Raw genomic sequence first — 21,634 nt, 5'->3', positions numbered from 1 at the left:
GAAACCGTCAAGGTCAAGGACGGCTATGCCCGTAACTTCCTGCTCCCGCAGGGCAAGGCTCTTCGTGCCAACGAAGCCAACAAGAAGAAGTTCGAAGGCCAGCGCGCCCAGCTCGAAGCCCAGAACCTGGAACGCAAGAACGAAGCCAGTGCCGTTGCTGAAAAGCTCAATGGCGAAAGCTTCATCGTCGTGCGTTCGGCTGGTGAAACCGGCCAGCTCTACGGTTCCGTTTCGACCCGTGACATTGCCGAAATCATTTCGGCCAACGGCTTTACCCTGCACCGCAACCAGGTTGAACTGAACCACCCGATCAAGACGATCGGCCTGCACGAAGTCTCGATTTCGCTGCATCCGGAAGTTCAGGTTCAGGTAACCGTCAACATCGCCCGTTCGACTGAAGAAGCCGAACGTCAGGCAAAGGGTGAAGACCTGACCTCGATCGAAGCCATCTACGGCATCGAAGAACAGCCTCTGTCGGAAGAAGTTTTCGACGACGAAGACGAAGCTGAAGATCAGGCTTAATTAGCCACCTATTATCCGTGGGAATGCCCGGCCAAGCGTCGCTCATTCCCATCGTGGTAAACTTTATATGATCATGCCCGGCGGCCTTCGCCGGGCATTTTCTCTTTTCAGATCGGTAAAACTCCCTATTCTGTTCATTAGTGTTGGATTGCAGAGGGTGCCGACGGAAACGTCTGCGTTGCTTGGGCTTTCCCAAGGCCGATTGACCGACTGGGATATTGCCTGAAATCTGATGACAGAGCGGCTCTGATACCTTGCACCGCCGCCTGCCATGCAAACGCATGGACGTGCACTCGCTTCAATCCTGGAGAGGAGATGGGGCCGATGTATGGAATGTTGCGTACTGTTCTTTCGCATATGATTAAAACCGGTGACCTGACGGTCACCGATTCGGAGGGGTCGCGATTTCAGTATGGCGACAAGACCGGCGCGCCGGTTCATGTTCAGTTCAAGACCAAGCACGCCGAGCGCGCCGTTGCGCTCGACCCGGAACTGAAGCTTGCCGAATGTTTCATGGATGGCGAGATCGATTTCCTGGAAGGCGATATCTATACGCTGCTTCAGGTGGTGTTCGAAAACACCGGGCCGACGGCAGCGACCGAGCCATGGATGAAAGCCGCCGGAAAACTGCGCGTGCTCTTCCGCCGCTTCCAGCAGATGAACACGATTTCGCGTTCGTCGAGCAATATCAAAAGTCACTACGATCTCTCGGGCGAGCTTTACGACCTGTTTCTCGATCCCGACAAGCAGTATTCCTGCGCCTATTTCGATCCGCCGAACGCCACGCTTGCCGAAGCGCAGCTCGCCAAGAAACGCCACATCGCCGCCAAGATGCTGGTAAAGGAGGGCGACAAGGTTCTCGATATCGGCTGCGGCTGGGGCGGCATGGGGCTTTATCTGGGTCGCCACCTCAAGGCCAATGTCACAGGCGTAACCTTGTCCGAAGAGCAGCACGCCATCGCCAACCAGCGCGCAAGGGATGAGGGGCTGGCCGACAGGGCGAAATTCGAGCTGACCGATTATCGCAACATCGACGACAAGTTTGACAGGCTTGTTTCGGTGGGCATGTTCGAACATGTCGGCGTGGGGCATTTCGCTGAATATTTCCAGCATGTCGCGCGGCTGATGAAGCCGGATGGTGTTTTTCTGCTGCACGCCATCGGACGGGCCGATGGGCCGGGTGCGACCAATCCATTCATCCGCAAATATATCTTCCCCGGCGGTTATATTCCGGCGCTTTCGGAAGTTCTGCCGCATATCGAGAAAGCTGGACTCTATGTCACCGACATAGAAATCCTGCGGCTGCATTACGCCGAAACACTGAAAGCATGGCGAGAGGCGTTCATGGCCAATCGCGACAAGGCCAAAGCGCTTTATGACGAGCGCTTCTGCCGGATGTGGGAATTCTATCTGGCCGCATCGGAAAGCGCGTTCCGCTGGCAGAACATGATGGTGTTCCACATCCAGATCGCCCACAAGCAGGAATCTGTTCCGCTGACCCGCAACTATATCGAGGCCGAAGAAAAACGCCTTAAACGTCTCGACAGTGCTCCCAAGGGAGCCAATAGCGAGGTGCGGGCGGTCAAGAAAAGTATGAACGCCTGAAACCATTCCCGCCAATCGGAGAGTCGGTCCGCGTCAACAGCGGACTGACAAAACCGAGATCGAAACTGTGGATCAGTGTGAATCATGGTATAGCTTGTCTCTTCCAGCTGGAATCACCCGAAGCTTCGTTGCGTTTGGCATCGCTTGAGGGCTAGCTGGTTGCATCAGGGACAGGATTTGGAATCATGGCGGAAGCGGCGGTACGCAAACTCGACGACGCGCGGGAGCAGAAAGACGCGCTCTATCGCGAAGCACCCCACAATATTGAAGCGGAACAGGCGCTGCTCGGCGCCATTCTGATCAATAATGATGCGTTTTACCGGGTATCGGACTTCCTGAAGCCTACCCATTTCTTCGAGCCGCTGCATCGTCGCATCTATGAGATCACCACCGATCTCATCCGCGTTGGCAAGATGGCCAATCCGGTGACGATGAAGACCTTCCTGCCCACCGAAGGCAAGGTGGGCGATCTCACCATATTCCAGTATGTGACGCGCCTCGCCACCGAAGCCGTCACCATCATCAACGCCGAAGACTATGGTCGTGCGATTTACGATCTGGCGACGCGCCGCGCGCTGATCGGCATCGGCGAAGACATGGTGAACGTTGCCTATGACGCGCCGGTTGACATGGCGCCGCAGGAACAGATCGAAGATGCCGAGCGACGCCTGTTCGAACTGGCGGAGACGGGACGGTATGACGGTGGCTTCCTGCCCTTCAAGGACGCGGTGACGACTGCCGTGGACATGGCCAACGCCGCTTTCATGCGCGATGGCCATCTTTCCGGCGTTTCGACCGGCATTCATTCGCTTGACGCCAAGATGGGCGGCTTGCAACCCTCGGACTTGATCATCCTCGCTGGTCGTCCGGGCATGGGCAAGACCTCGCTTGCCACCAATATCGCCTTCAACATCGCCAACGCCTATGAAGGCGAACAGCAGGCCGACGGCTCGATGAAGGCCGTCAATGGCGGTGTCGTCGGGTTCTTCTCGCTCGAAATGTCGGCGGAACAGCTCGCAACCCGTATCATTTCCGAGCAGACGGAGGTTTCCTCCTCGAAAATCCGCCGCGGTGACATCACCGAAACCGATTTCGAAAAGCTGGTCGCGTGCTCGCAGGTGATGCAGAAAATCCCGCTGTATATCGATCAGACCGGCGGTATCTCGATCGCCCAGCTTGCAGCACGCGCGCGTCGCCTGAAGCGCCAGCGCGGCCTCGACGTTCTCGTCATCGACTATGTGCAGCTGATGACCGGCTCATCGAAAGCTTCCGCACAGAACCGCGTGCAGGAAATCACGGAAATCACTACCGGCCTCAAGGCGCTGGGCAAGGAACTCAACGTTCCCATCATCGCGCTCTCACAGCTCTCCCGTCAGGTGGAAAGCCGCGACGACAAGCGCCCCCAGCTCTCCGACCTTCGTGAATCGGGCTCCATCGAGCAGGACGCCGACGTGGTGCTCTTCGTGTTCCGTGAGGAATATTACGTCAAGAACCTCGAGCCGCGTGACGAGTTCGATCCGAAATACGAGGAATGGAAGCAGCATTTCGAAAAGGTGCGCGGCACCGCCGACGTGATTATCGCCAAGCAGCGTCATGGTCCGACCGGCACCGTCAAACTCGCCTTCCAGTCTGAATTCACGCGATTTGCAGATCTGGCCGAGGGTTCTTATCTGCCGGAGCAGTATGAATAAGTTTTCCCAAGTCAAAGGACGCGTCTGATGGCCAAGGCGCGCGTTCAATTCATCTGCCAGAACTGTGGCACGGTCCATTCGCGCTGGGCGGGCAAGTGCGACTCCTGCGGCGAGTGGAACACGCTTGTCGAGGAAGGCACCAATAGCGGCATCGGCTCCGGACCCGGCGCCATGTTGTCCAAGCGCAAGGGACGCGCCGTGGCGCTGACCTCGCTCTCCGGCGACATAGAAGACGCGCCACGCATCATTTCCGGCATAAGCGAGCTTGACCGCGTGACAGGCGGCGGTTTCGTGCGCGGTTCCGCTCTTCTCATCGGCGGCGATCCTGGGATCGGCAAATCCACCTTGCTGACGCAGGCAGCCGCCGCCCTTTCCAATCGCGGCCATCGCATCGTTTATGTTTCGGGCGAAGAAGCCGTCGCCCAGATCAGGCTGCGCGCGCAGCGTCTGGGTGTGGCATCGTCAGCGGTGGAGCTTGCCGCCGAAACCAATGTCGAGGACATTATCGCCACCATTTCAGACACCAAACGGCCCGATCTCGTCATCATCGATTCGATCCAGACGCTGTGGACCGACATGGCGGATTCCGCACCGGGAACCGTGACGCAGGTGCGTTCCTCCGCGCAGGCGCTGATCCGCTATGCCAAGCAGACGGGCGCCGCTGTGGTGCTTGTGGGCCATGTCACCAAGGAAGGCCAGATCGCCGGGCCTCGTGTGGTAGAACATATGGTCGATGGCGTTCTCTATTTCGAAGGCGAAGGCGGGCATCACTACCGCATCCTGCGCACGGTGAAGAACCGTTTCGGTCCGACCGACGAGATCGGCGTCTTCGAGATGTCCGACGGGGGCCTGCGCGAAGTGTCCAACCCGTCCGAACTCTTCCTTGGTGAGCGCAATGCGAAGGCTCCGGGTGCGGCGGTCTTCGCCGGCATGGAAGGCACGCGTCCGGTCCTGGTGGAAATACAGGCGCTTGTTGCCCCCTCCTCGCTCGGCACCCCCCGCCGTGCGGTCGTCGGCTGGGATGGCGGACGGCTTGCCATGATCCTCGCCGTTCTCGAATCGCATTGCGGCGTTCGTTTCGGCCAGCACGATGTCTACCTGAATGTTGCGGGCGGTTATCGTATCAGCGAGCCTGCTGCGGATATAGCTGTGGCTGCTGCACTTGTTTCATCCATGGCCGGTATTGCCCTTCCGCCAGATTGTGTTTATTTCGGCGAAATCAGCCTTTCCGGTGCTGTTCGTGCGGTAACGCATGCGGTACAGAGGCTCAAGGAAGCGGAGAAACTCGGCTTCCGGCAGGCAGAAGTGCCCGGTGGCAGTGGCGAACTCTGGAAAGATCGCAGCTTCCGCCTCATGGAAACTTCCGCCTTGCCCGATCTTGTTGCGCGCATCGCGGCTTCAGGCTCCGGAAAGAAGCAATAAATCTGGAGTTTTATGACTGGAAGAATCTGTCAACCTTCCGGTGATAAACTTCAGCATCTTTGACTGCCCTGCGCATGGATCATTTTGCGCATAATAACTGAGGACAGGCCAGAATGCCGATAACCATGCTTGATGGAATTCTGCTCGGGATAACGCTGGTTTCAGCCATTCTGGCGATGGTGCGCGGTTTTTCCCGCGAGGTGCTGTCGCTGGTGTCATGGGCTGCGGCTGCCGCTGCAGCTTATCTATTCTACCAACCAGTTCTGCCTTTCGTACAACCGTATATCAACAACGAAACCATCGCGAAGATTGCAGCCGCTGGCGCGGTTTTCCTCGTGGTGTTGATTGTCGTGTCATTGATTACGATGAAGATCGCCGATTTCATCATCGATAGCCGTATCGGTGCACTCGACCGCACGCTTGGCTTTCTGTTTGGCGGTGTACGCGGGGTGCTTCTCGTTGTCGTCGCCATGCTGTTCTTCAACTGGCTCGTCCCGACAAACCAGCCAGCTTGGGTAACGAATGCGAAATCAAAGCCGATGCTCGATTCGTTCGGCCAACAATTGATCGACCTTCTGCCAGCAAATCCCGACCAGATGATTGAAAAATTCAAGCCTCAACAGACTGCTCCCGCTTCCGGCGAGCAGGAAGAAGCGCCGGTTCCGGACGATACGCCTGCACAGCAATAAGCCGTTCCGAGATATGGAGAAGCCGCCAGCCCCGCTGACGGCTTTTTCAATTCCGGAAATAAACATGGTCAATGCAAAACAGCCATATCGACGTTCAGACATTGTCATTTTGCATCCGCGATCATATTTCAGGCGGGAATTTGCGAGATTATTCGTGAGCGTCATGCGATACTGATGTTCATGAGATCATATCGACGCATCGATGAACTCTTCGCTTTTAACAAAAAGCCATCTTGTGATAGAGAGGCGCCTGAAGTCTTTACGCATGTCGTAAATCGGAAAACCGGTTTTCCCTTTTCCGGAACATGCTTTAGTTGCCTCTGCAATCGAAAGGCCTTGCGGCAATGACCAGCCATTCTTCTGAAAATGCCTCCTTCATGCTGGATGAAGATACCCTGCATGAAGAGTGCGGCGTATTTGGCATTCTTGGCCACGAGGACGCTGCCGCGCTGACGGCGCTGGGCCTGCATGCCCTCCAGCATCGCGGGCAGGAAGCCGCCGGCATTGTTTCCTATCACAACCGCCGTTTTCATTCCGAACGCCACATGGGCCTCGTCGGCGATCATTTCACCGACGCGGCAACGCTGAACCGCCTGCCGGGCGACCGCGCCATCGGCCATGTGCGCTATTCCACCACCGGCGAGACGATCCTGCGCAACGTGCAGCCATTGTTCGCGGAACTGGAAGTCGGCGGCATCGCCATTGCCCACAACGGCAACTTCACCAACGGCATTACGCTGCGCAAGCAGTTGATCGCTTCGGGCGCGATCTTCCAGGCGACCTCCGACACCGAAGTCGTGCTGCATATGATTGCCCGCTCGCGCCACTCATCCTCCTCCGACCGTTTCGTCGATGCCATCCGGCAGGTCGAAGGCGGCTATGCCATGCTGGCGCTGACCCGCACAAAACTGATCGCCGCGCGCGATCCCATCGGCATCCGTCCGCTCGTCATGGGCGAGCTTGATGGCAAGCCTATCTTCTGCTCGGAAACCTGCGCCCTCGATATCATCGGTGCGAAATATATTCGCGATGTCGAAAACGGCGAAGTCATCATCTGCGAGATCCAGAAGGACGGCTCCATAACCACGGAATCCATCAAGCCCGAGAACCCGCAGCCGGAACGGCTCTGCCTGTTTGAGTATGTCTATTTCGCCCGCCCCGACTCCGTCGTCGGCGGTCGCAGCGTCTATGTCGCGCGCAAGAACATGGGCATGGAGCTTGCCAAGGAAGCCGGTATCGAAGCCGACGTGATCGTGCCGGTGCCCGATGGTGGCACGCCTGCCGCTCTTGGTTTCGCGCAGGCCAGCGGCATTCCGTTCGAATATGGAATTATCCGCAACCATTATGTGGGCCGCACCTTCATCGAGCCGACGCAGCAAATTCGTGCGCTTGGCGTCAAGCTGAAGCACTCGGCCAATCGCGCCATGATCGAAGGCAAGCGCGTCGTGCTGGTGGATGATTCCATCGTGCGCGGCACCACTTCCGTCAAGATCGTGCAGATGATCCGCGATGCAGGCGCCAAGGAAGTGCATATCCGCGTGGCAAGTCCAATGATTTACCATCCGGATTTCTACGGTATCGACACCCCCCATGCCGATAAGCTGTTGGCAAACCAGCACAAGGACCTCGAATCCATGTGTCGCTATATCGGCGCGGATTCCCTTGCGTTCCTTTCCATCGACGGGTTGTACAAGGCTGTCGGCGGCAAACCACGTGATCCGAAGGCACCTGCCTTTACCGATCACTACTTCACGGGTGAATATCCGACCCGTCTCCTCGATCAGGAAGGCGAGAGCAACGTCCATACGCTGTCTCTCCTCGCCAGCAACGGCTGATCGCAAAATCCTTCCACTCAGGCGGCTCAAAAGGCCGCCTGTTTCTTGTGTTTGAATGACATATGGGGACTAGATGAGTATCGACCTTACGGGCCGCATCGCACTGGTGACAGGCGCATCGCGCGGTATTGGCTATTTTCTTTCGCTCGAACTGGCAAAACGCGGCGCGCATGTCATCGCGGTCGCACGCACGGTCGGCGGACTGGAAGAGCTGGACGATGATATCCGTAAACTCGGAGGCAGCGCCACGCTGGTGCCTCTCGACATTACCGACATGGAAGCCATCGATCGCCTCGGCGGCTCCATTCATGAGCGCTGGGGCAAGCTCGACATAATGGTTGCCAATGCGGGCGTGTTGGGCACGATTTCCCCGATCGGGCACGTCGAAGCCAAGACTTTCGAGAAGGTCATGAACGTCAATGTCACCAGCGTCTGGCGCCTCATCCGTTCCACCGATCCGCTTCTGCGTGCTTCGGATGCGGGACGGGCCATTCTGCTTTCATCCGGCGTGGCGCACACCTGCCGGGCCTTCTGGGGACCTTACGCTGCCTCGAAAGCTGCCGTCGAAGTCATGGCGCGCAGTTGGGCCGAAGAAACGAAGCAGATGAAGCTCAAGGTCAACTCCGTCAATCCGGGAGCGACCCGCACGGCAATGCGTGCGCAGGCCATGCCGGGCGAAGATCCGGAAACATTGCCGACGCCGCAGTCGGTGGCAGAGAAGATCGTCAAGCTTGCCGATCCTGCCCTGGATGTCACCGGCAAGCTCTTCGATGTGCGCCAGGATCGCTTCCTGGACTACCATCTGCCGAGCTGATTTCTTTTTCCGGCCTTGTTTCCCTGCAAGGCCGGTTCTATTTTGTTTATTGACCTACCGCGTCACGATCCGATTGAATCAGATCGGTGATTTTTTGACGTCCACCTTGCCCGAAAACCGTTTCACACTTTTCGGGACACGCGGTAGCCACCTGACGGCTCCTTTTTCAGCGGCCAATTCTCCCACTTTCAGACCCTTCGTCACGCGCGGACCGTCTTCGCGCGCATTCACTTTGCTATTGGAGGACTTATGATTAAAGATCACCAGCGTTTCATCATCATCAGCGGCGGACCGGGATCAGGCAAAAGCACACTGATCGATGCGCTCGAAAAGGGCGGTTTTTCCCGCACCGTTGAAGCCGGACGCGCCATTATCCAGGATCAGGTCGCAATCGGCGGCAGCGCCCTCCCGTGGAGTGATCGCGCACTCTTTGCAGAGTTGATGCTTTGTTGGGAGATGCGCTCTCACGCCATGGCAGAACAACAGGCTGGTACCGTTTTCTTCGACCGCGGCGTTCCCGATGTGATCGGCTATCTGACGCTGTGCGACCTGCCCGTGCCACAGCATATCGAGGAGGCCGCCCGCCGGATCAGATACAACAGTACCGTGTTCCTGGCACCGCCATGGGCCGAAATCTTCGGGCAGGATACGGAACGCAAGCAGGATTTCGATGAAGCCGTGCGTACGTTCGATGCAATGGACAAAACCTACAGGCGGCTCGGATATGAGATCGCGCTCCTCCCGAAATCACCGGTCGAGGAGCGCGTTCGTTTCATCAGACGGGCGTTGCCATCAGTTTTCCTCTGACGACGCGTCCTCTTCGTCGCTGGCCGCCTCAGCAGCCTTTCTGTCAGCAGCTTCACGCCTGTTCCACGCTGCCAGACTGAACGGAAGGAAAGCGAGATAGGCGAGCGCCGTGATGCTCAATGTCTGCCAGGTGAAGCTCATCAGGAACGCGACGTAAACAACCACGAACAGGATCAGCGGCATGACGATATCGCGTCGGACAAGGCTGCCGGCCGATTTGCCGTTATAAACCGGCAGGCGGCTTACCAGCAGAAACGCAATGGCCACGGTATAGACCGCCACACCGAAAGCGAGCGCCCGCGTCGGGGTCAGGCCGAGAAAACCGAGATAAACCGGCAGCAGGACGAGCATTGCGCCTGCAGGTGCGGGCACGCCTATGAAATAGTTGCTTTGCCAGGCCGGGCGGTTCGGGTCTTCCAGCATGACATTGAAACGTGCCAGCCGCAGGCAGCAGGCAATGGCGTAGAGAAGCGCCGCGATCCAGCCGAAGGAACGCGCCTGATCAAGCATGAAGGCATAGAGCACCAGAGCAGGCGCTACGCCGAAATTGACGATGTCGGCGAGCGAATCCATCTGGGCGCCGAACTTGGACGATCCCTTCATCATGCGGGCCACACGCCCGTCGATGCCGTCAAGAAAGGCTGCTACGAGCACCATCACGACGGCAAGCTCGAAACGGTTTTCAAAGGCCAGACGAATACCGGTCAGACCGGCACAGATGGCGAGAACTGTGATGACATTGGGAACGACGATACGCAGGGGTATCTGCGACAGCTTCGGGCCGCGCGATGAATCCACGCGGCCGTTGGGCTCAAAAGGCGGAAAAGGCGCTTCCATCGGCTTAAGCGATCCGCACCACTGGCTCACCGCGTCCGCTGCCATAATCGGCCAGCACGGTTTCACCGGCGACTGCCGTCTGGCCAACCGCGACACGAACGGTCGCATCTGCCGGCAGATAGACATCGACCCGCGATCCGAAGCGGATCAGGCCGAACCGTTCGCCAACGGACAGATCGTCATCCTCGTTCGACCAGCAAACAATGCGCCGGGCAACGAGGCCAGCGATCTGGACAACACCGATCTTGCCATGCGGGCTTTCGATCAGCACGCTATTGCGTTCGTTATCCGTGCTAGCCTTGTCCAGTTCCGCATTGAGGAATTTGCCCGGACGATGCACGACCTTCTCGATCTTGCCGCGCACGGGGGAACGGTTGATATGTACCGAGAACACATTCATGAAAACCGACACGCGCATACGCGGCTCGGCGCCAAGGTCCAGCTCGGCTGGCGGCACTGCGGGGCCGACAAAGGAAACCTTGCCATCGGCGGGACTGATGACCAGATCATCGTCCATTGGCGTCACGCGCTCGGGATCACGATAGAAATAGATGCACCAGACGGTCAGCACCATACCGATCCAGAACAGCGGGTCCCAGAGCCAGCCCAGAATGAGCGAAACCACGAAAAAGCCCGCGATAAACGGATAGCCTTCCCGATGGATCGGCACGAAAGTATTGCGGATAGTGTCAGTAAGGCTCATCGCTCTTCCTTTGAGTTTGGCCGTTATTTACCTCATCCTATCCGGAATCAAAATCCATTTCGCAAATTATTCACGGCTGTTAGGGCACGTGATCGCGCCCTAATATACCGAGCGACCCCGCGAACCGACTATTCCGCCGCCGGGACACCGCGCGTAACGACGCCCAGTTCGTCGCTTTGCCGCACCTGGCGCAGACGTTCTTCCGCCTCATCGGCCTCGCGCTGGCGAGCCCACATGGAAGCATAAAGCCCCTTGTGCTTGAGCAGCATGCGATGCGTGCCTCTTTCGGCGATCAGGCCATCCTTCAGGACGATGATTTCATCAGCGCCGATAACGGTCGACAGGCGATGCGCGATGACAAGCGTGGTGCGCCCCCGGCTGACAATGTCGAGCGCGGACTGGATTTCCTGTTCGGTTGCCGTATCGAGTGCCGAAGTCGCCTCATCGAGGATGAGGATGGGCGGAGCCTTCAGGATCGTGCGGGCAATGGCGACACGCTGTTTCTCACCGCCCGAAAGCTTGAGGCCGCGTTCACCGACCATCGACTTATAGCCCTCCGGCAAATGCTTGATGAAGCTGGAAATCTGCGCGAGTTCTGCCGCCTTTTCCACCTCTTCATTCGTTGCATCGGGGCGGCCATAGCGGATGTTATAGGCTATCGTATCGTTGAACAGCACGGTATCCTGCGGCACCATGCCGATGGCCTTGCGCAGGCTTTCCTGCGCGACATCACGGACATCCTGCCCGTCGATGGAAACCGTTCCTGACTGCACATCGTAGAAGCGGAACAGAAGCCGCGAGATCGTGGATTTGCCCGCACCCGACGGCCCGACAATCGCGACCGTCTTTCCTGCCGGAACTTCAAAACTGATCCCCTTTAGGATCGGGCGGTTCGCATCATAGGCGAAATGCACGTCTTCAAAGCGGATCGCGCCCTTGTCGATCTTCAATGCTGGCGCACCGGGTTTGTCGACGACTTCCTGCTTCACATCGAGAAGGTCGAACATCTGCTCGATATCGGTGAGGCCCTGACGGATTTCACGATAGATAAAGCCGATGAAGTTGAGCGGAATGGACAGTTGCATCAGCATGGCATTGATGAAAACGAAGTCGCCGATGGACTGCGTTCCGGCACGGACTTCCAGAGCGGACATGACCATGACAATTGCCATGCCGACACCGAAGATCACGGCCTGGCCGAAGTTCAGCCAGCCAAGCGAGGTCCAGGTCTGGGTAGCCGCCTTTTCATAACGCGCCATCGAAGCATCGAAGCGCTTGGCTTCCATGTTCTCGTTGCCGAAATATTTGACTGTTTCGAAATTGAGAAGCGAGTCGATCGCCTTGGTGTTGGCCTCCGTATCGGAATCGTTCATTTCCCGGCGGATACTGATGCGCCAGTCGCTCGCCTTGATCGTAAACCAGGTATAAAGCCAGACCGTTGCGGCAACGACAAGGAGATAGGAAATGCCGTAGGCGAAGGCGAAAATAACCGCCGTCAGCGCAAATTCCAGAATGGTAGGCAGCGTGTTGAGGATGGTGAAGCGGACAATCGTTTCAATCCCCTTGGTGCCGCGCTCAATGACGCGCGAAAGCCCGCCCGTGCGTCTTTCCAGATGGAAACGCAGAGACAGCTGATGCATGTGCACAAAGGTCTTATAGGCCAGCTGGCGCACCGCATATTGGCCGACGCTCGCAAACAAGGCGTCGCGAAGCTGGTTGAGACCGGCCTGTATGATCTTGGCGCCGTTATAAGCCAGCACCAGCATCACCGCACCGACCAGAAACAGCGGAATATAATCCGGCGGGTTCAACTGGCCGGTCAAGGCATTCGTCACCCATTTGAAGAAATAGGGGACGAGGATGAGCACGATCTTGGAAATCACCAGATAGAACGTGGCCCAGACGACGCGCATGCGCAGATCCGGCCTGTCGGACGGCCACATATAGGGCCAGAGATTTCGCAATGTCTTGAACGTCTCGCCGGAATCGGCGGAAACCGTTTTGGGGGAACTCATGGTGCGTTCTTTCAAGTCGGTGGGCTCAAGCGATTTCGTACGAGATGAACTCCGTCATCGCTTTATCTGTTTGTTTGACACATCTTTTCCGAAAACCGGCTCCCGCTTCTCGGGATAGGTTCTAGCCGCAGCATGCGCCTTTGAACGAAGCAAAATGCGTGCGGACAGCGTTCATTTGCTGCCAGTTGACGCTGTAACGCGACGACTGGCGCTCAGGCCGATAATCGATAAGACCGGCCTGCACGAGAACCTTGAGGTGCTGGGAGACCGTCGATTGAGCAAGGTCGAGCTTGCCGACAATATCCTTGCAGCAGCAGGCATCCTCCATCATCAACTGCCGGATAATGCGAATACGGACAGGATGGCCGAGCGCCGCGCAAATGCGCGCCGCGGCTTCATCGTCAATCCCGATCTGCGCGAGATCGGAAACAGCCTCAGCTGAATTCTTGTCGAGAATTATCTTCATCGTATATCGACGATATACGATTATGCTCCAGACTTCAAGTTTTCGAGGCGTTCTTTCTCCAAAAGCGCGGCAATATGAAAACACACTATCGTGACCACCGCCCCCGCCGAAACCGGTTTGAAAACCATGGTCAGTTGGCGTGATCTTCCAACTGGCGCTTCACCTCATCCTCACCCAAAGGTTCCTTCGGCATATTGAAGACCTGCCCTGGCCAGATCAGGTCCGGATTGCGGATCTGGTCGCGATTGGCGAGATAGATAGTCGTGTATCGCGTGCCTTTACCATAGGTGCGCTTGGATATCGTCCAGAGATTATCTCCGCGCCGGATGATGACGGAGCCTTCCACTTTCTGCAGGGGAGCCGCAGCTTCACCATGCACTTCCGAAGGCGTGGTCGTCTGGCCTTCCGTATCGGAAGCAACTGCGGAGATATTCTCGCCAGCTTCGCGGCGGAACGGAACTCGTGCCGTCGCCAGAACGCGGTTGGCGTTGTCGAGCAGGTCGGCGCGAATGATATAGTCACCGACACTGAGCGGCTGTTTGCTCTGCACAAGGAAACGGCCATCCGGCGAAATGAGGCTTGCGCCAAGCAATGTATCGTTGGCGTGGACGATGACGCGATTGCCGCCATTGGCCTTGCCTGCCACGAAAACCGACTGGCCTTCGATCTCCACCGCCTCGATTGCAATCGGCAAAGCCTGCGCGGGCTTGGCTGCCGGCTTGTCGGCCTTGGAGGCAGCTTCGGGAGCGGCCTCCGTATTGTCCTGCGGCTTGGGCGCCGTTTCCGGCTTCGTAATCAGGCGGCTCGCCTGCCCCGGCTCCTCAACCAGCGCCAGCACCTGCCCCGACCTGGTTTCAGGCACCGATACGATGGCAGTCTGCGCGGAGGTGGCGACATTGTTGTCTGCGCCGGTCGAACGCAGGACCAACTGATGGTCTCCCGCCTTCAAGGGCTCATCCAGAACGATGGCGAAATCGCCATTGGGTCCCACCTTGGCCTTACCCACAACAGTCGCGCCTGCCACGACTTCGACATCGGCATTGGGAAGCGCCTTGCCTGCGATCACCACCGAACCATCTGGCTCGACCCGCAGGAGATCGAAAATCGGCGTGTTGTTCTGCTGTTGTGGGGAAGCGGCATGTGCCTGCGCGGCAGGTTCTTGGGTCGGCGTGGCCTGAGGCTTCGCATCGCCTGTCGCGGCCTCGCTCGCGGGCTTCGTCGCCGCGGATCCCTGCGCTTCTGGTGCTTTTGTCTCGGACGGCGCCGCCTGGGGCTGGGCTGGCGCATTGTTCGATGCTGGCGCGGCGACATCGGACTGCGGTGCCTCAACGCGAGATCGTGTCGCATTCCAATAAAGGCCGAGCCCGACGACGATCGCGACGAACCCGATACCGAGCAATCCTAAACTGTTCTTTTGCATTTCGTTTCGAAACCCACGCCAGAGACTTTAATGACGGGTTTATAGCTTTTGGCTTCCCCCCACAAGAAATCTGCACCGAAACAGCAAAAGGTACGAGGCTTTTTATTAGCAGGGTTATTGTTCTACACAGTTTGTCGGCTTCGACTGGTCCGGATCGTCCATAAGGTTATAAAGATCGGCCGTTTCGCCCTTGGTCCACCAGATGTAAACGCCGCCGGCATATTTGGCTCCAGAGCCGGAGATGACATTGGAGGCGATGACGGTTTCGTCTTCCAGCTCCAGTTCCGCAAGCGAAATATCACCGGCGTTGTAGTAGGTTACCGAGACATTTTTCTCGCCGCATTTGTAGAGAACGGAGTTGGTCGTCACTTCGGTGTCGTCCGGCAGCTTGATATTGATTTCGCCCGCCGACGCGGATGACGCGGCAAAGATGAGCCCGAGAAACACAACCCAGTTCTTCATATCCAATCCACTTCCCGATCTGAAACACATACCGATTGAGATATAACAATCTCCACAAATGTCCAACCGCGACCGCCGCCCGCCGCTAATCTTCTCCGCAAAATGAAACCGGAGGCGCTTGACGCTGAAAGACCAAAAGAGCACAAGAAATCATGTCTGAGATTCGATCCATCTGTGTTTATTGCGGCTCGTCTACGGGCCTGAATCCCATCTATCGCGATGCGGGCGTTGCGCTTGGCCGGTCCATTGCCGAACACGGTCTGCGCCTTGTTTATGGCGGCGGCACGCGCGGCATCATGGGCGCGGTTGCGCAAGGCGTGATGGAAGCTGGCGGCGAGGTTACCGGCATCATCCCGACCTTCCTGCTCGACAAGGAAGCAAGCCTTGAAAAGGCCGAACAGCTGACCGAACTTATCGTCGTCGGCGACATGCACGAGCGCAAGCATCTCATGTTCCAGAAATCGGACGCGTTCGTCACGCTGCCCGGCGGCATCGGCACGGTTGAGGAAATCGTGGAAATGATGACCTGGGCGCAGCTTGGCAAGCATCGCAAGCCGATGGTTTTCGCAAACATCAACAATTTCTGGCAGCCGATGCTCTCGCTACTTGAGCATATGATGGCGGAAGGCTTTCTGCACACCGCGCATCAGGTGAAACCGCTGGTCATCGACAAGGCGGAAGATATCGTTCCCGCCATCATCGCCGCCAATGGCAAGGCATATGAAGGCGACCAGAAGATCATCGAAAAGATGTGACGCGGCGGCTTTCACCAGAACATATGAGCATACGGCAGGGGCGGAGCGATCCGCCCTTAATCTTATCCGGGAGAGGTTGATGAAGACCATCGGTCTGATAGGCGGAATGAGTTGGGAAAGCTCGCAGGAATATTATCGGATCATCAATCAGGAAATCCGCGCACGGCTTGGCGGAACGCACTCCGCCAAAAGCCTGATGTGGTCCATGGATTTCGGTGAAATCGAGCGCCTCCAGCATGAAGGCCGATGGGATGAGCTGACCGCGCTCATGATCGAGGCCGCGCAGAACCTTGAACGGGGCGGGGCTGACTTCATCCTGATCTGCACCAACACCATGCACAAGATGGCTGACGACATCGAAAGCGCCACATCGATCCCCCTTGTGCATATCGCGGACCCCACGGCGGAAAAGATCAAGGCTGCAGGCCTCTCAAAAGTCGGGCTCCTCGGCACCGCCTTCACGATGGAACAGGATTTCTATAAGGGCCGTCTTGCGGCCAAACATGGGCTTGAGGTGCTAACGCCCGACGATGCCGACCGCAAGACCGTGCACGACATCATCTATCAGGAGCTGGTGGTTGGCGAAGTGCGCGATGCGTCACGCGAAAAATACCGCGCTGTCATCAATCGTCTGGTTCGGCGCGGGGCGGAAGCCATCATTCTCGGCTGCACCGAAATCATGCTGCTCATCGGCCAGCAGGACAGCTCCGTGCCGGTATTCGACACGACACGATTGCATGCCGAAGCGGCGGTTGATTGGGCTTTGGAGGTCGAATAATTGAGCAACGAATGCTTTGAAGGCTTTGTCTACTTGGATCTCGATAATCCAATGGTGGCCTGGAATGTTGTGCGCGGTTGGTATTGCACTCCAGATCAGTTGCCTGAAGCTGAAAGCTGCTCATTACTGTCTTTTAATATGGCAAATCTTCTGGCGAGTTCGCTTCCCAACCGCCTCCTAAGTGAAATCGCGATAGAGAGAATAAGAAGAGAAAACTACCGAAACCAAGTTTCACGTTTAACGGGGATTTTTGTTTTTGATGACCCCGACAGTGTCGCCCGAACTTGGATCGATAATACTTGGGGTGCACATTTCAAAGATGATTACCTCACAGATGTTGGAGTTAATGCCCATAACTCAAGCAGGCTTGACGCCAACTGGCTAACAAAAATTATGGACCGTGAATGCAGCTTAACCGCTGACTTTGAGGAACATACAAACTCCTATTGGCAAGGAGTTCCTTGCCCAGATAGTGACCCAATCTGGGAGAGGATTGTTAATGGCAGTGCCACGATTTGGGGAACCGAGATCAAAGTCAAAGCGCTTGAGGAAATTAAACGCTACTGGCCAAAATCTCTCAAAACATTGGAATATTCAGCAAATGCAGCTGGATTTGGAAGCTTTGACGGCCTCGTTCTGCCTCTTACCACACAGAAAGGTAAATTTATAAATATAGATTACCACATAAGAATGCACGATGCCAAAAATTGCAACTTTCTAAATAATATGATCTCTTTTTACAGAAAATCTCCCCAAAAAGCTTGCCATCTGAGTTCAAATTCCGAATTTTTCTTACCAGATTTTTCTATGTATAGCTTTTATCGAGAAAGTACCTTGGATTAAACTACTTCTTCACCAGCGTCGCCACCGCTTCGACATGTGGCGACCAGAGAAACTGGTCAATCGGCGTGACTCGCGTAACCCGATAGCCGCCCTTCACCAGAATGGCGAGATCGCGGGCGAGCGTCACCGGATTGCACGAAACCGCGACAACCTTTTCCACCTTCGATTTTGCCAGCTCAAGCGCCTGTTCTTCCGCACCTGCACGCGGCGGATCGAAAACCACGGCGTTATAGGGCAGCAATTCCTTCGGCATCAAAGGACGGCGGAACAGGTCGCGGCGCTCGACCGAGACGGGCTTCAGCCCCTGCACATGGCGTACGCCGCGATCAAGGGCGGCAAGGGCCAGCGCGTCGTTCTCGACCGCATGAACCGCGCTCTTTTCTGCAATCCGCAGCGCAAATGTGCCGACGCCGCAGAACAGGTCAGCGACACGCTTGGACTTGCCGACATGGTCCAGCACGAGTTGCACCATCGCCTCTTCGGCATCCTCCGTTGCCTGCAGGAAGCAACCGGGCGGCACCGGAACCGGCACCTTGCCGAAATGAATGAGCGGCTTTTTCGGCTCGACGATGATTTCACCCTCGTGCGAAAGACGCGCAAAGCCCTTTTTCATGACAAGCGCGGTCAAGGCGCGGCGCTGGCTGTCATCCAGCACGCCGCAGCCGCTCGCCGCGAGATCGAGGCCGGACGCCGTCAGGGTCGCCGCCAGCTTGAACGGCTTGGAACCGGGTGCAATCAACGCTCCCACTTCCCGCAGATCATCAAGCCGCGCAATGATTTCGGGAACAGTTACAGCGCATTCGACTATATCGATGATTTCATGGCTCAAGTGGCGATTGAAGCCAAGCAGCACACCCTTTTCCGTCTTGCGTGCCGCAAAAACAGCGCGGCGCCGTGTGCGCGGCTGACAAGCCACGAGAGGCGCAACTTCCGTGTCGATCCCCCTGCCCTTCAGCGCGGAAACAACCAGTTCGCGCTTCCACAGGCGATAGGGCTCATCCTGCCAATGCTGCAAGGCGCAGCCGCCGCAATCCTCGAAATGCCGGCAGGCAGGCGCCTGACGCTCAGGCGATGTTTCAAGAAGCGCCATAACCGTCGCGCGGTTCTTGTCGCGCGCGACATTGGCCACTTCGCCCGGCAGCGTGAAAGGCACGTAAATCTGCCCGTCGGGAAGGTTGGCAACGCCATCGCCGCCCGCTCCAACCGAGCGGATTGTAATTTGCCCAGTACTTGGCGTCGTCATTGGTCTTTCTTTCCTGCCAGGAGATATTCACGATTGCCGTCGCCGCCTTCAATGGGCGACGGGCAAAGGCCGAGCGCGCGCCAGCCGGCTTGCGTCTCCAGCCACAATCTCAGTTCTTCTGCAATGCGTTCACCATCTTTCGGGTCGCGCAGAATGCCGCCCTTGCCGATGGCCTCGCGGCCCGCTTCAAATTGCGGCTTTACGAGAAGCGCGCAAATAGCACCTTTTTGCGCAAAGGCCAATGCCGCAGGCAAGGCGAGTTTCAGCGAGATGAAGCTCACATCCGAAACCACGCAATCGATTTCGCGTCCATCCAGATCGGAAAATTCCAGCGCACGGGCGTTGAGCCCTTCCTTGTTGGTGACACGAGGATCAGCGCGCAACGTCTCGTGCAGCTGGTCGTGGCCCACATCGATGGCGAGAACGTGGTTCGCGCCACGCTCCAGCAAGACTTGTGTGAAGCCGCCTGTCGAAGCACCAATGTCGAGTGCTGTACGCCCTTTCACATCAAGGCCGAAATGGTCGAGCGCTGCAATAAGCTTCAGGGCAGCGCGGGAGACATAAGCGCTTGCCGGATCGTCAACGGCGATGTTTGCGTTACGCAAAACCGTCTGGCCGGGCTTGGTGACTGGCTTGCCGTCCACCTTGACCGTGCCGCGCTGAATTGCATCACGCGCCCGCGAACGCGTTGCAAACAGCCCGAGTTCGACCAGCAGCTGATCGAGCCGCAGGTTCCTGTCGCCTGCTTCTCCGCTCATCGGTCAGGCGCGAAATGGCGCTGCGATGGCCTCGCGGCCAAGGGCTGCAAAAACCGCCTGCACGATCCCCGCCCGGTCGAGACCGGCCTCGGCATACATGGCGTCCGGCTTGCCGTGGTCCTGATAGCTGTCCGGCAAGGTCAGAGCCCGCACCTTGAGGCCACGATCAAGAAGGCCATCCGTGGCGAGGAATTGCAGCACATGCGAGGCAAAGCCGCCGACAGCGCCCTCTTCCACCATCACCAACACTTCATGCTCTCGCGCCAGCCGGCGGATCAGGTCATGATCGAGCGGCTTGGCGAAGCGCGCATCGGCAACCGTGGTCGAAAGACCGGCGGCGCCCAGCTCATCGGCGGCAGCAAGGCATTCCTGCAAGCGCGTTCCAAAGGACAGCAGCGCGACCTTCGTGCCTTCACGCACGATGCGGCCCTTGCCGATCTCAAGCAGTTGCCCGCGTTCCGGCAGGTCGACACCGACACCATCGCCACGCGGATAGCGGAAAGAGATCGGACCTTCGTTATATTCGGCAGCGGTGCGCACCATATGGCGAAGTTCGGCCTCATCCGATGCGGCCATCACCACGAAACCGGGCAGAGCGGAAAGGAAGCCCGTATCGAAGGAACCTGCATGGGTCGGGCCATCTGCCCCAACCAGTCCGGCGCGGTCGATGGGGAAGCGCACCGGCAGATTTTGAATCGAAACGTCATGCACGACCTGATCATAGCCGCGTTGCAGGAACGTCGAGTAAATGGCGCAGAACGGCTTGAAACCTTCGCTGGCAAGACCGGCAGCGAAAGTCACCGCATGTTGTTCGGCAATACCGACATCGAAGGTGCGTTGCGGAAACACCTCGCCAAAAAGATCAAGCCCGGTGCCCGATGGCATGGCGGCGGTGATCGCCACGATTTTGTCGTCGTGGCGGGCTTCTTCGATCAGGCTGGTGCCGAAAATCTTGGTATAGCTCGGCGCATTTGCAGGTGGTTTCGACTGCTGGCCGGTTATGACGTCGAACTTGTTGACGCCGTGATATTTGTCGGCGGCGGCTTCGGCTGGCGGATAACCCTTGCCTTTCTGCGTGACCACGTGGATCAGCACCGGGCCTTCCTGCGTATCACGCACATTTTTCAGGATCGGCAGCAGATGATCCAGATTATGTCCGTCGATGGGGCCGACGTAATAGAAGCCCAACTCTTCAAACAGCGTGCCGCCAGTGAAGAAGGCACGCGCGTATTCCTCCGACTTGCGGGCCTTGTCCTGCAAAAACTTCGGCAGCTTTTTGGCAACCTGCTTGGCGGCCTCGCGGACGCTGCGATAGGTCTTACCGGAGACGAGACGCGCCAGATAGGCGCTCATGGCGCCGGTCGGCGGCGCAATCGACATGTCGTTATCGTTGAGGATGACAATAAGGCGCGCGTCGAGCGCACCGGCATTGTTCATCGCCTCATAGGCCATGCCAGCCGACATGGAACCGTCGCCAATGACCGCAATCACATTGCGCTTTTCGCCCGAAAGATCGGACGCGACCGCCATGCCAAGACCAGCCGAGATCGACGTTGATGAATGCGCCGCGCCAAAGGGATCATATTCGCTTTCGCTGCGCTTTGTGAAACCCGAAAGACCGCCGGTCTGACGCAATGTGCGGATGCGGTCGCGACGCCCGGTCAGTATCTTGTGCGGATAGGCCTGATGGCCAACGTCCCAGATGATACGGTCATGCGGCGTGTCGAAGACATGGTGCAACGCCACCGTCAGCTCCACCACACCCAGCCCCGCTCCCAGATGCCCGCCGGTGGTCGATACCACGTCGATCAGCTCCGCGCGCAATTCCTGCGCGAGTTGAGGCAGATCGGATTCCGGCAATGCGCGCAGGGCTTCCGGGATCGGCGCCTTGTCAAGCAACGGGGTCAGTGGTCGGGACATTAAAACAACCTGTTTCTGGTTCGGTTTTGTTGTCGGTATAGCAGCAACG

20 protein-coding genes are annotated in these 21,634 nt (G+C 57.5%); 11 read left to right on the top strand and 9 right to left on the bottom strand.

What is annotated here, in order from left to right; genetic code table 11:
• The 8 genes from rplI to ACOWVS_RS07800 all read left to right on the top strand — a co-directional run.
• The coding region (rplI, locus tag ACOWVS_RS07835) for a 50S ribosomal protein L9 (RefSeq protein ID WP_420972996.1) at positions 1–522 on the top strand (522 nt) is incomplete at its 5' end.
• Between the two features lie 324 nt (positions 523–846).
• Positions 847–2,127: an SAM-dependent methyltransferase gene (locus tag ACOWVS_RS07830; RefSeq protein ID WP_075041765.1), complete on the top strand. Its 1,281-nt coding sequence runs from the start codon at positions 847–849 to the stop codon at positions 2,125–2,127.
• A gap of 185 nt (positions 2,128–2,312) precedes the next feature.
• A complete protein-coding gene (locus ACOWVS_RS07825) occupies positions 2,313–3,818 on the top strand; it encodes a replicative DNA helicase (protein ID WP_006466216.1) in 1,506 nt (501 codons plus the stop codon).
• 27 nt (positions 3,819–3,845) lie between these two features.
• Entirely contained in the window at positions 3,846–5,240 is a 1,395-nt protein-coding gene (gene radA, locus ACOWVS_RS07820) for a DNA repair protein RadA (protein WP_006466215.1), read from the top strand.
• Between the two features lie 113 nt (positions 5,241–5,353).
• Positions 5,354–5,929, top strand: a complete 576-nt coding sequence (locus tag ACOWVS_RS07815; protein WP_006466214.1) for a CvpA family protein — start codon at positions 5,354–5,356, stop codon at positions 5,927–5,929.
• 344 nt (positions 5,930–6,273) lie between these two features.
• A complete protein-coding gene (gene purF, locus ACOWVS_RS07810) occupies positions 6,274–7,764 on the top strand; it encodes an amidophosphoribosyltransferase (protein ID WP_025091916.1) in 1,491 nt (496 codons plus the stop codon).
• Positions 7,765–7,837: 73 nt separating this feature from the next.
• Complete coding sequence (locus tag ACOWVS_RS07805; RefSeq protein WP_006466212.1) at positions 7,838–8,578, top strand: SDR family NAD(P)-dependent oxidoreductase; 741 nt, start codon at positions 7,838–7,840, stop codon at positions 8,576–8,578.
• A gap of 249 nt (positions 8,579–8,827) precedes the next feature.
• Positions 8,828–9,385: an AAA family ATPase gene (locus ACOWVS_RS07800; RefSeq protein ID WP_006466211.1), complete on the top strand. Its 558-nt coding sequence runs from the start codon at positions 8,828–8,830 to the stop codon at positions 9,383–9,385.
• On the opposite strand, the gene pssA is transcribed toward ACOWVS_RS07800, so the two are convergent.
• The 6 genes from pssA to ACOWVS_RS07770 form a co-directional block, all read right to left on the bottom strand.
• The gene (gene pssA / locus ACOWVS_RS07795; protein ID WP_006470670.1) at positions 9,371–10,222 is read right to left on the bottom strand and encodes a CDP-diacylglycerol--serine O-phosphatidyltransferase; all 852 of its coding nucleotides are present in this window, start codon (positions 10,220–10,222) and stop codon (positions 9,371–9,373) included. The genes ACOWVS_RS07800 and pssA overlap by 15 nt on opposite strands.
• A 4-nt stretch (positions 10,223–10,226) precedes the next feature.
• On the bottom strand, positions 10,227–10,925 hold the full coding sequence (locus tag ACOWVS_RS07790; protein WP_006466209.1) for a phosphatidylserine decarboxylase: 699 nt from the start codon (positions 10,923–10,925) through the stop codon (positions 10,227–10,229).
• A 128-nt stretch (positions 10,926–11,053) separates the two neighbouring features.
• Entirely contained in the window at positions 11,054–12,940 is a 1,887-nt protein-coding gene (locus ACOWVS_RS07785) for an ABCB family ABC transporter ATP-binding protein/permease (protein WP_039852303.1), read from the bottom strand.
• A 121-nt stretch (positions 12,941–13,061) separates the two neighbouring features.
• Entirely contained in the window at positions 13,062–13,406 is a 345-nt protein-coding gene (locus ACOWVS_RS07780) for an ArsR/SmtB family transcription factor (RefSeq protein ID WP_006470669.1), read from the bottom strand.
• Between the two features lie 130 nt (positions 13,407–13,536).
• Positions 13,537–14,826, bottom strand: a complete 1,290-nt coding sequence (locus tag ACOWVS_RS07775; protein WP_006466206.1) for an Ig-like domain-containing protein — start codon at positions 14,824–14,826, stop codon at positions 13,537–13,539.
• A 114-nt stretch (positions 14,827–14,940) separates the two neighbouring features.
• Positions 14,941–15,288, bottom strand: a complete 348-nt coding sequence (locus tag ACOWVS_RS07770; RefSeq protein ID WP_006470667.1) for an MliC family protein — start codon at positions 15,286–15,288, stop codon at positions 14,941–14,943.
• Between the two features lie 152 nt (positions 15,289–15,440).
• On the opposite strand from ACOWVS_RS07770, the gene ACOWVS_RS07765 reads away from it, so the two are divergent.
• The 3 genes from ACOWVS_RS07765 to ACOWVS_RS07755 all read left to right on the top strand — a co-directional run bounded on the left by ACOWVS_RS07765 (position 15,441) and on the right by ACOWVS_RS07755 (position 17,664).
• Positions 15,441–16,043: a TIGR00730 family Rossman fold protein gene (locus tag ACOWVS_RS07765; protein ID WP_006466204.1), complete on the top strand. Its 603-nt coding sequence runs from the start codon at positions 15,441–15,443 to the stop codon at positions 16,041–16,043.
• A gap of 79 nt (positions 16,044–16,122) precedes the next feature.
• Positions 16,123–16,821: an aspartate/glutamate racemase family protein gene (locus tag ACOWVS_RS07760; RefSeq protein WP_006470666.1), complete on the top strand. Its 699-nt coding sequence runs from the start codon at positions 16,123–16,125 to the stop codon at positions 16,819–16,821.
• Positions 16,822–17,664: a hypothetical protein gene (locus ACOWVS_RS07755; RefSeq protein ID WP_006466202.1), complete on the top strand. Its 843-nt coding sequence runs from the start codon at positions 16,822–16,824 to the stop codon at positions 17,662–17,664.
• 1 nt (position 17,665) lies between these two features.
• Here ACOWVS_RS07755 and ACOWVS_RS07750 read toward each other — a convergent pair whose 3' ends face one another.
• The 3 genes from ACOWVS_RS07750 to dxs are packed head-to-tail and all read right to left on the bottom strand — an operon-like array spanning position 17,666 to position 21,585.
• Complete coding sequence (locus ACOWVS_RS07750) at positions 17,666–18,907, bottom strand: class I SAM-dependent RNA methyltransferase (RefSeq protein WP_006466201.1); 1,242 nt, start codon at positions 18,905–18,907, stop codon at positions 17,666–17,668.
• Entirely contained in the window at positions 18,904–19,665 is a 762-nt protein-coding gene (locus tag ACOWVS_RS07745) for a TlyA family RNA methyltransferase (protein ID WP_006466200.1), read from the bottom strand. Before ACOWVS_RS07745 ends, ACOWVS_RS07750 begins: the two co-directional genes overlap by 4 nt.
• A 3-nt stretch (positions 19,666–19,668) precedes the next feature.
• Positions 19,669–21,585: a 1-deoxy-D-xylulose-5-phosphate synthase gene (gene dxs, locus ACOWVS_RS07740; RefSeq protein ID WP_006466199.1), complete on the bottom strand. Its 1,917-nt coding sequence runs from the start codon at positions 21,583–21,585 to the stop codon at positions 19,669–19,671.
• Between the last annotated feature and the right edge of the window lie 49 nt (positions 21,586–21,634).

The organism is Brucella sp. IR068, assembly GCF_049065885.1.
Taxonomy (GTDB): domain Bacteria; phylum Pseudomonadota; class Alphaproteobacteria; order Rhizobiales; family Rhizobiaceae; genus Brucella; species Brucella intermedia.
The sequence above is the reverse complement of the archived record's forward strand: the minus strand, read 5'-3'. Positions and strand labels throughout refer to the sequence as shown.